The 9673-nt window shown below is 64.4% G+C and carries 11 protein-coding genes, 1 tRNA gene and 1 pseudogene; 6 read left to right on the forward strand and 7 right to left on the reverse strand.

What is annotated here, in order from left to right:
- Positions 1 to 550: 550 nt before the first annotated feature.
- Genes DQW50_RS17255 through DQW50_RS17265 form a run of 3 tightly spaced genes read right to left on the reverse strand, consistent with a single transcriptional unit; the run spans position 551 to position 1811 of the window.
- The gene (locus DQW50_RS17255) at positions 551 to 736 is read right to left on the reverse strand and encodes a hypothetical protein (RefSeq protein WP_112080493.1); all 186 of its coding nucleotides are present in this window, start codon (positions 734 to 736) and stop codon (positions 551 to 553) included.
- Positions 726 to 1115: a HalOD1 output domain-containing protein gene (locus DQW50_RS17260; protein ID WP_198664717.1), complete on the reverse strand. Its 390-nt coding sequence runs from the start codon at positions 1113 to 1115 to the stop codon at positions 726 to 728. Before DQW50_RS17260 ends, DQW50_RS17255 begins: the two co-directional genes overlap by 11 nt.
- Positions 1116 to 1166: 51 nt before the next feature.
- Positions 1167 to 1811 (reverse strand): helix-turn-helix domain-containing protein, encoded by a 645-nt coding sequence (locus tag DQW50_RS17265; RefSeq protein ID WP_112080495.1) that lies wholly within the window; start codon positions 1809 to 1811, stop codon positions 1167 to 1169.
- Between the two features lie 191 nt (positions 1812 to 2002).
- On the opposite strand from DQW50_RS17265, the gene DQW50_RS17270 reads away from it, so the two are divergent.
- Both DQW50_RS17270 and DQW50_RS18280 read left to right on the forward strand, forming a co-directional pair.
- Positions 2003 to 2650 (forward strand): helix-turn-helix domain-containing protein, encoded by a 648-nt coding sequence (locus tag DQW50_RS17270; RefSeq protein ID WP_112080496.1) that lies wholly within the window; start codon positions 2003 to 2005, stop codon positions 2648 to 2650.
- A 76-nt stretch (positions 2651 to 2726) separates the two neighbouring features.
- Positions 2727 to 3134 carry a hypothetical protein gene (locus DQW50_RS18280; RefSeq protein ID WP_198664718.1) on the forward strand — a complete coding sequence of 136 codons (408 nt, stop codon included), beginning with the start codon at positions 2727 to 2729 and terminating at the stop codon, positions 3132 to 3134.
- A gap of 80 nt (positions 3135 to 3214) precedes the next feature.
- On the opposite strand, the pseudogene DQW50_RS17280 reads toward DQW50_RS18280, so the two are convergent.
- Positions 3215 to 3547 (reverse strand): annotated as a pseudogene (locus DQW50_RS17280) (IS5/IS1182 family transposase); the annotation flags it as partial.
- Between the two features lie 173 nt (positions 3548 to 3720).
- Positions 3721 to 4287: a peptidylprolyl isomerase gene (locus tag DQW50_RS17285; RefSeq protein ID WP_112080497.1), complete on the reverse strand. Its 567-nt coding sequence runs from the start codon at positions 4285 to 4287 to the stop codon at positions 3721 to 3723.
- Positions 4288 to 4488: 201 nt separating this feature from the next.
- Here DQW50_RS17285 and DQW50_RS17290 point away from each other — a divergent pair, with 201 nt between their 5' ends.
- Both DQW50_RS17290 and truA read left to right on the forward strand, forming a co-directional pair.
- Positions 4489 to 4926, forward strand: a complete 438-nt coding sequence (locus tag DQW50_RS17290) for a universal stress protein (protein ID WP_112080498.1) — start codon at positions 4489 to 4491, stop codon at positions 4924 to 4926.
- Complete coding sequence (gene truA / locus DQW50_RS17295; protein WP_112080499.1) at positions 4923 to 5819, forward strand: tRNA pseudouridine(38-40) synthase TruA; 897 nt, start codon at positions 4923 to 4925, stop codon at positions 5817 to 5819. Before DQW50_RS17290 ends, truA begins: the two co-directional genes overlap by 4 nt.
- Positions 5820 to 5855: 36 nt before the next feature.
- Here the strand turns inward: truA and DQW50_RS17300 are convergent, their stop codons facing one another.
- Positions 5856 to 6425 (reverse strand): Rrf2 family transcriptional regulator, encoded by a 570-nt coding sequence (locus tag DQW50_RS17300; protein ID WP_112080500.1) that lies wholly within the window; start codon positions 6423 to 6425, stop codon positions 5856 to 5858.
- Between the two features lie 304 nt (positions 6426 to 6729).
- Between DQW50_RS17300 and DQW50_RS17305 the strand changes: the two genes are divergently transcribed.
- The gene (locus tag DQW50_RS17305) at positions 6730 to 7665 is read left to right on the forward strand and encodes an NAD+ synthase (protein WP_112080501.1); all 936 of its coding nucleotides are present in this window, start codon (positions 6730 to 6732) and stop codon (positions 7663 to 7665) included.
- Between the two features lie 7 nt (positions 7666 to 7672).
- On the opposite strand, the gene DQW50_RS17310 is transcribed toward DQW50_RS17305, so the two are convergent.
- Positions 7673 to 9118 (reverse strand): M28 family metallopeptidase, encoded by a 1446-nt coding sequence (locus tag DQW50_RS17310; protein ID WP_112080502.1) that lies wholly within the window; start codon positions 9116 to 9118, stop codon positions 7673 to 7675.
- 129 nt (positions 9119 to 9247) lie between these two features.
- On the opposite strand from DQW50_RS17310, the gene DQW50_RS17315 reads away from it, so the two are divergent.
- Positions 9248 to 9318, forward strand: a tRNA-Gly gene (locus tag DQW50_RS17315).
- The last annotated feature ends 355 nt before the right edge of the window (positions 9319 to 9673 follow it).

Consider the following 9673-nt stretch of genomic DNA (forward strand, 5'->3'; position numbering starts at 1 on the left):
TTTTGTCGTTAGACGTGGTTTGCCCGGGTAGCAGCGTTTCCATAGGTGAAATCCTCTTCTGTAGTGAACACTACACGTGCGAACCGAGTGTTGAAGAAACTACCAGATAGAAATAATACTCGTACCGGTATGCAAGACTCAGCGGGTGGATGCCGCAGCCGAACACTGTTCGTTTCGGTAGCAAATCGATTACGGGACCAGGTTACTCGTCATGGTCGTCATCGATCTGTTCAAGAAACCGACGTCCCTCGTCGAACTTCATTCCTCGCCGTACTTTGTCTTCGGACCGCTCAAACTCGATGAACCCCTCATCCGATAATTCGGGAAGTAGGACGTGATGGAGTTCGTAACAGATCGTGAGGTACTCCTCGGAGTTGAGAGTCTCTCCCTTACGAAGGATCGGGTCCGCAGATATCGAACTCTCATCGAGGAGCGCACGTAATACTCGCCGCCGTTGCGCTGAGAGGACCCGTTTGATGCGGTCTTGGGTACGGCGTTCGTCACTCACAGGTCAAGTAGTTGCGACCGATCCGGCCACACTCGAAGTCGTTCACTCCGAATGCTCGTTCTTTTGCACTTCGGTGACGATCACGTCCCAGTCAGGATGTTCGACCCCATTCCGACATTCGAATCCGCCTTCCACGTCGATTCCACTCTCGTAGGCCCTGCGAAGGAGGGCTTTCAGTTCCGCGTTTAATTCTTCCTTCGACGCAAGCGAGGTCTCCTCAGACGTCATCTTCCCGCCCCCTTTCGTGTTTCCCCACTGTGAGTTCGTGTTCTGGTGTGATAGTAATCACACCGTAGCTGTGTACGGTTATTGCGTGCCCCTCGTGCGTGAATGCAACGTGGGTATCCCCGTTCGTCCCGTTGCGAACGTGGACGAGCGCATCTAATTCGTCGGCGTCAACAGTGGAATGGAGCGGGTCGAGCTCTACAGGATCAGTATCCGTTACGTCCGCCAGCGTTGCGACAACAGCCATGCTCGCTGGTGTCTTCTCCTGATCAAACTGCGTGCGAACAGTCCCAGATTCCCGAGAGTACTCGACCGCTTCGACTCCAACCCCAGATACCGTTGCGTCCATCTCGCCCGATTCTAGCGGTCTGAGTCGGTTCAATACGCATACTGATTATACAGGGGGTTTAAATTAGAGGACCTATCCGAACGATCACACCGAACTACTGAGTGTCGCTGCAATGAGGCGTCGATGCCCGCGTCGTAGGCGTGATGAGAGCGATTGCTGGGTGATGCCGAGCTCGTCAGCGATCTCTTCGAGCGACACCGCGCGTGGGGTGTCGAAGTAGCCCCGCTCGTAGGCTAACACCAGCGCCTCACGTTGGGTCTCGGTTAGCTCGTAGCCCTCGCCCCGGATCGGAAGCATTGCGTGGACGGCGGTGATCGCTATCCGAATATCGTTTTCCTGACAGTAATCTCGAAACTCAGCGAGCGTCTCCTGACTCTCACCGCGTACCTCGAACCGCCATTCCTCTTTCGTTCCGATCCCGGAAAGTACGACGACGTTGGCCTTGGCAAGCGCGCTCAGGATGCCGAAGTACTCCGACTCCCACTCGGCACGCATGAGATACTCGTCTTCGATGCTATCGACCACTCGAATGTTTCTCACGCCGGAATGCGCCTCGAACGCAGCTTCGATATCCTCCGTTTCTACGTCACGCACCCAGAAGTACGGGATGATCAGCGTCTCGTGTGGGATCAATCGCTCCAGTTCAACGGTCACACCCGGCAGGTTCTCGAACACGCTTCCCAGCGGAAACTCCGCTACCGGACTCGTAAACTCCATCACAGTCGCCATGCCGAAGCCTTCGTCTGGCAGACGAATAACAGGGATGGGTGGTGTATCATGGCTTCGAGACGAGTCAACGAACCGTTGCTGGCCGAGACGGTGTGCGCTGCGAGCGGGGTGTACCTCCGGCACTCGGATGGCCATGGTGTACCATGTCATCTCCTTTTGTACAACCGGACAATCTAGTCTTACAAGCGAGTATGAGTGTGATAACGGAGGTTCGCATCCCGTCCGATGATTTCGAACTCGGGCAAATCCTCAGTCTAGAGCAAGCCTCGGCCATCGAACTGGAAACGCTCGTCCCGAGTGGGGACGTGACCGTGCCGCTCTTTTGGGTCTACGAACCGGTCGAAAACGGCTTTCTCGAGGCCGTCGAACGCTATCCAACTGTCAACACCGTCACAGAGGTGGACGTGTTCGACGACAGGACGCTAATCAGGATCGACTGGGATGCGAGCCAGGACCACCTTTTTCAGTGTATCTTGGAACACGACGGGCAGATACTGAGTGCGAGTGGATCGTCGGAAGGGTGGAATTTCGAGATACGGTTTTCAGACCGCGAGGCATTGAGTCAGTGCCAGACCTGTTGTGCGGACGCGCACATCTCTCTGGAGCTAACCCGCATATATAATCCGACGGACCCTGAGGCCGGTCCGTGGTACGGCCTGAGTGAGCCCCAACGAGAAGCGTTGACGCTTGCCATTCGAAGGGGGTACTACGACATTCCACGAGGGTGTACGACCGCAGAGTTAGCTGACGAACTCGGAATTTCCGATCAAGCAGTGACGGAGCGACTGCGTCGTGCCATTGGGACGTTCGGGAGGTACGCACTTCTCACGCGGGAGTGAGCAACGGAAACGGACTGGCTGTTTCCATTATGTACCATGGGACAGAGCCAGGCAGATGGGACGACGCTGTGTGGGTATGGATGAGAGCCGAGAGCCGGGGACACGTAATATCCAGTCAATCGATCAGGGTACCGGTTCTTCGGGGCGTGAGAGATCGATCTCCACCGATACGATTCTGTCGGCAGTAGCGAACGAACACCGACGCGCCACCCTTAACGCGTTGGAAAACGCTTCTGCGAAGACACTGGAATACGATGTGCTCGTAGATCGCGTCGCAGACCGGGTTCGGAACGAAGACCCGAGACGGGAGTCGGACGAACACCAACAACGGGTCCGAATCGCACTTCACCATACTCATCTTCCAAAACTGGAGGAGGCTCGGATAATCGACTACGAGGCTGAAACGGGGCACGTCCGGTTTGTTGGCGCCGAACTGGAACAAGATCTCCTGACGTTGGTCGAGCCGTACGAGGCCTACGAGTGAGTTCACGGAACTGCTTCCACCACCGTCGTGAACGGACGAACGCGCCGTACTTCCGCTTGAGCGTTGAGTTGATTCTGATTGACTCCGTTGGTCGAGAGCAGTGAAACAGAGAGACTGCGCAACACTCGCCAGACAGCCATATCGAGTCTACCGAACGCTTTGCGCGGTGTTGCTGGGGCAGGCAGTTCGGTGAAATTAAGCGCGCTCCGAATACGGGGCATTTCGATGAGTTCGTCGAGGTGTGCTCGATACGTCGTATCCCTTCGAACTTTGAGACAGCGGAGAACGATGTGCTGATGGAGCCTATAGTGTTGTTTCGAAAACCTCGAGGAGTATCGAGCGACGGCACGTTGTGCTAATTGAACTGCTTCCTCGACAAGTCGGAGCAACCGAGATTTTGGGAGGGTCTGCATCTACGCAAACTACCGACTGAACCTGTAACTCACTACGGGTTTCAACAGAGCCTTCAGCACGCATCCTGGATTCTCGGGTGGACTCTACACCCCGTCGGTCGTCACGTCTCCGAATATCGGCGACGCGGTGACGGAAAACGGCCGGAAGAGCGTGTATGACTTCCTCCGGGTTCCTACTCTTCGACCGTGACGCGGTCGATGGAGACCGTGTCGCGCGGCTCGTCGCGGCGGTCGGTCGGGATCGAACCGATCTCTTCGACGACGTCCATCCCCTCGATCACCCGGCCGAAAACGGCGTGTTTCCCGTCGAGGTGCGGGGTGGCGGCGAGCGTGATGAAGAACTGCGAGCCGTTGGTGTTCGGCCCGGAGTTGGCCATCGAGAGGATCCCGGGGCCGTCGTGGGTCAACTCGTCGTGGAACTCGTCGTCGAACTGGTACCCCGGGCCGCCGCGGCCGGACTCGAGCGGGTCACCTCCCTGGATCATGAAGTCGTCGATGACGCGGTGGAAGACGTTCCCCTCGTACAGCGAGTCGCCGCGGACCTCGCCGGTTTCGGGGTCCGTCCACGTGTTGGTGTCGCGGGCGGGGTCGGCGTCCGCGGCGGGGTCGTGGCGGGCCAACCCGAGGAAGTTCTCGACCGTCTTCGGCGCGCGGTCGGCGAACAGCTCGACGACGACGTCGCCGTGGTTGGTGTGAAGCGTGATCTGCGGGTTGTCCGGGTCGTGGACGTCTCGTGCCATGGTCCGAGACAGGACCGCCCGCCGGAAAACCCTACCCATCCGCCGTGAGGTGTCGGTCGCGTTCCGGAGGCGCCCTCCGACGGATACGACCTGTTTCTCACGCGCGTGCGGAGGTTTGGTCGCGGTCGACCGACAGCCGCCATCGACCGACACTCACTGCTCGCCGGTAGCGTTTTGCGCCCGGCGGGTCCATCCCCGACCATGTACGACGACATCCTCCTGCCGGTCGCACCGGGGAAGTCCGCGAACGACGCGGTCCCACACGCCCGGAGTCTCGCCGAGCGGTACGGCGCGACGGTCCACGTCGTGAGCGCGGTCGATACGCTCGAACACACGCTGTCCGGACCGCGCGCCGGGGCGTTCGCCGAGCGGGTCGAGGCTGGCGCACAGCGGCGCGTCGAGACGGTGACGGAGGAGTTGACGGACGCCGGGGTCGACGCCGTCGGGAGCGTGATCCACGGCGAGCCGCTCCGGGTGATCGCGAACGCCATCGAGGACACCGGCGCCGACATCGTGGTGATGCCGACCCACACGCGGACGGGGCTCCAGCGCGTCCTCCTCGGGAGCGTCACGGAGAAGGTCGTGCGAACGTCGCCGGTGCCGGTCGTCACCGTCCCGATGAGCGACGAGGAGGCGTGACCCGGGCGTTCCGGATCGCGTACGACGGCCGCGCGTACGCCGGGTTCCAGCGACAACCTCACGCCGAGACCGTCGAGGGGACCCTGCTCGCCGCGCTCTCGGATCACGGGCTCGTCGATCGTGGCGAGGGGCCGACCCACGCGACGCCGCCGGGGTACGCCCCAGCGGGTCGGACGGACGCCGGCGTCTCCGCGGTGGCACAGACCGTCGCGTTCGAGGCGCCGGAGTGGCTCACGCCGCGCGCGTTCAACGGCCGGCTCCCCGGGTCGGTCCGGGTCTGGGCGGCTGCCGACGTCGAGGCCGGATTTCACGCCACCCACGACGCGATCCGACGGACGTACCGGTACTTCCTGTACGCGCCGACGGCGGGTTCGAACGGGTCCGGGCAGTCGATCGACCGGTCGGCGGTTCCCGCGATCGACGACGACGCGGTTCACGGGGCGCTCGCCCGACTCTCCGGGGAGCACGACTTTCACAACCTCACCGGCGACGACGAGGGAACGGTTCGGGACCTCCGGACGAGCGCGACCCGGGAGGGCGAGTTCCTCGTCGTCGAGGCGACCGCCGGCGGCTTCCCCCGGTCGCTCGTTCGCCGGCTCGTCGGGACGGTCGAGGCCGTCGGCCGCGGCACCGCAGTACCCGGACTCGTCGACCGCCTCCTCGCCGACGAGCCGGTCCCCGGCGAGTACGGCGTCGGTCCCGCAGTGCCGGAACCCCTCGTCTTGTGGGACGTGGAGTACCGGGGCGTCGACTTCGAGACCGACGGGGAGGCCGCTGTGAGCGCGGTCACCGCGTTCGGCGAGCGCCACCGCGACGCCCGACGGGTCGCTACAGCGACCGGCGCGATCCGGGACCGGATCGCGGGCTCCACCGACGGGTCACTCGAGAGGTAGCGCCGGTCGGACCGGGTGGTAGACTAGGACGACCGATCAGTCGCTCGCGGACCGCCCGCTCATCGGGCCGCTGGTCGCCTCCGTCGGGTCGGCGACCGTCTCCATCGACTCGACACGCATCATGAGGGTGTCGCCGTCGACGTTCGTAGCGTCGACCACTCCGGAGACGCGGAGCCCCGAGGCCGGCGTCGGCCCCACCGTGACGCGGTCGCCCTTCTCGAAGGGCCGGGCCGACCCGCACAACACGACCTCGGCGCGGCACAGTTCGGGATTGTTGACGCTGGAGAGTTCGATGTCGCGGACGGTAACCCCGTCGACCGGCGACCCGTCGTGAACGACGGGGACCGGTTCGGCGTCCTCCATCCGGTCCAGATCCAGGGTCTCGTAGGCGTTCCGGGTCGGCGTGTACCCTCCGTCCGGACCCGGGACGCCCTCGACCAACTGGAGCGAGCGGAGGCTCCGCATCCGGTTGCGGACGGTTCCGGGGTTCCGGTCGATCGCCTCCGCTATCTCCCGCCCGCAGACGACGCCGTCCTCGTTGTCGACGAGGTTCACGAGCGACGTGAGGATCCGCTTCTGGCTCGAACTCAACTGTATTGCTGACATACGATCGAGGTGGCCTCATTCTTGTATAAACGTTTGGTTATAATCACCTAATACACATCTATCGTGTTCTACTATCGAATTATTCTTTACGATCGGGGATCGGCGCGTGAGGGAGAAGAACGTGTGATTCTCCTCGCCCGACGGCGCGGTTTTCGGCGATATCGGTCAGGAACCCGTCGGCTCGTGATCGACCGACCGGTCGCGGGGTTCCCCGCCGTCTCGGTCACCCGCAGTCCGGCGGAGAACGACCTTAAACAATATCCACGGAGCGTATTTACGTGCCCGTTGGGGACGGCGAGACGCTATGGACACCTCCACGCGCGCCGACCCGGAGAGGGCAACCGCGGACGACGGCGACGGTCCGTACACGTCCACCCGGGTCGGCCCCGGCCACGACTCGTCACGCTCCACCGACGGGGATCGTGGGACCACTCCGACCGACGGTGCGGATCCCGTCGACCCGGCGGCGGAACTCGAGCGTGCCGTCTCGTTCGTTCGCGAGACGGTCTCGACGGCGGGGGCGGACGGCGTCGTGATCAACATGAGCGGTGGGCTCGATTCGACGGTCACCGCCGCTATCGCCGTCGAGGCACTCGGTGCCGAGCGGGTCTACGGGCTGATCCTCCCGTGTAACAAGATCGGTGCCCATCACGCACGGGACGCCGAGGGGCTCGCGGAGGCGCTGGGGATCGAACACGACACGGTCCACCTCCAGCCGCTTCTCGCGCAGTTCGGGAGCGTCGCGCCCGACCGCTTCGGCCTCCACGACGAGCCGACGCTCGTCGGGAACGCTATCGCGCGCCTCCGCATGACGTTGGCGTACCTCGCCGCCAACGCGACCGGCCGCCTCGTCTGCGGGACGACCAACCGGAGCGAGCGCCTGCTCGGCTACGTGACGAAACACGGGGACGGTGCGGCCGACCTCTACCCGATCGGCCACCTCTACAAGACCGAGGTCCGGTCGCTCGCCGAGGCGCTCGACGTCCCGAGATTCGTCCTCGAGAAGCCGCCCAGCGCGGGACTCCTCGCCGGACAACGCGACGCCGACGACCTCGGCGCCGACTACGACGCGATCGACCCGGCGTTACGGCTCGCGATCGACGAGGGGCTGACATCGGAGGAGGTCGCCTCGCAGCTCGACCTCGACCGCGAAGTCGTCGACGACCTGCTCGCGCGGTACCGGGCGACCGAACACAAGCGGAGCGTACCCCCGATCCCGGACGACCGCGACTCGGCGTGACGCGCCCCTACTCCCACTCCGCCGGCCACAGGTCGGCCGCGCGCATCCCCGGCTCGAAGTCCGTCTCGCGGAAGGTGTCGGCGAGCGCGTCCGGGTCGAGCTGGCCGGGGTCGCGGTCCGCCGTCGCGAACTCGGCGACGAGCAGGGCCGTCAACATCGCGTGTTCACGCACGTTCCGGTCGTCGACCTTGTCGCGCGTGTCCGCGTGGGTGTGGCCCCAGCCTCTGCCGCGTTCGCCGGAGTCGCTGTGGAGCTGGAGTGCCGGCACCCCCCGGCGGACGAACGGCCACTGGTCGGAGAAGGGGTGCGGGTCGGGGTCGACCGCGATCGGCTGGCGGGTCGCGGTCGACACCGCCGTCGCGACCGACCGGGCGGTCTCGGAGGTGTGCGTCAGCGCGCGGAGGTCGCGGAACCGCCCCGCGCCGTCGACGTTGACCACCCCGCGGACCGAGTCGAGGTCGGCCGTCTCCGCCAACTGTTCGGCCCCGAGCAGGCCGACCTCTTCGCAGCCGACCGCGACGACGTCGACGCCGATCGGGAGGTCCGCCCCGGAGAGGATCCCGGCAGTGGTCACGACCGTCGCGATCCCACAGCCGTTATCCAGCGCCGCCTCCGCGATGTCGTGTCCGTCGTAGTGGGCGAGGAGGAGGAGCCGCTCGTCGGTGTCCGGGCCGGCCCGCCCGATCACGTTCCGCGACTCCGCGGGGCGGAACGACGCCTCCACGCCGATCTCGACGCTCGCGACCGGGCCGTCCGTGTTCGCGGCGTACTCGCGGAGCCACTCGCCGGTCTCCGCCGAGACGCCGACCGCCGGGGCCGACGCCGGTTCGCCGAACGTGAGCGAGCCCGTCGGGGGGAGCTGGCCGTCGAGGTGGTTGACGAAGACGAACCCGGTCGCGCCCGCAGTGAGCGCGTGCCCGAACTTCTCCATCCGGTGGACGAACCGGGTGTTCGCAGGGGTGGTCGTCGACGCGACGGCGACCTTTCCCGCCACGTCCGCGTCGTCGATCTCCTCGGGCGTCCCGTAGCCCACGTCGACCAGTTCGCCCGCGACCGCCTCCGCCGGCGAGTAGGGGAGCGCCAGCGCCTCGAACTCGCGCGTCCGCTCGGTCCCGTCCCGTCCAGGAACGGCGACGCGCAGGTCGGCCTCGCCACGCTCCCACGCGGTCATCCCGAACGTGTCGGTCCGAACGTCGCGGAGTCCCGCGCGCTCGAAGGCGTCGGCGACGAGCTCCGCTGCCCGCCGTTCCCCGTCGCTGCCGGCCATGCGGCTCCCGATCGCGGTGAGGTCGGTGAGGAACCGCCAGGGTTCCTCGTCCGCCCACGTCCGCGCGAGCGCTGGCGCGAGGTCGTCGTATCGATCTCTCACCCGCTCGACAGCGTCCGCCGAGTCTGCTCCGTCCGGGTCCGCCGGGTCCGCTCCGTCCGGGTCCGCCCCGTCTGCGTCGTCCATGCGAGGCCGTTCCCGGCGGACGGGTTAACGCTGTGGAAATCGTCGGGCGGTGGGGGGACGGTGAGGCCGGTTACCCGACGGTTCGGGAAACGCTACGTTGAAGTGGGACCGTCGGGTACTCCGAATCGAGCACCGTTGGTCCAGTGGTAGGACATTAGCTTCCCAAGCTAATAGCCCGGGTTCAATTCCCGGACGGTGCATCCGAGCGTTCACCGGTTTTTCCGCATCTTCCGCCCCACAACAGCCTGAAAATTGGCTGTCGAAATCATCCGGTAACACTAACGGTCCCAAACCCACACAGTCATGTGGTTTGCCAAATCTCGCAAGGTTACTACACAAACCGCCCTGTTCGACACAACCGACGACACAGACGTAGAAATCCCGTTCGATCCCGTCTCTATAGGTACACACGAAGATTTAGCGGATCCACCACCCCCCACCGAGAATCTCTCACTACAGGTGAGCACGCTATCGACCGGGTGCGGTGGCGCGCGCCTCCGAGCGCCCGAACGGGCGCGAGGAGCCCGCGCGAGGGAGTCGGTGGTCCGACGCGAA

Source organism: Halorubrum sp. 48-1-W (assembly GCF_003287355.1).
GTDB lineage: Archaea > Halobacteriota > Halobacteria > Halobacteriales > Haloferacaceae > Halorubrum.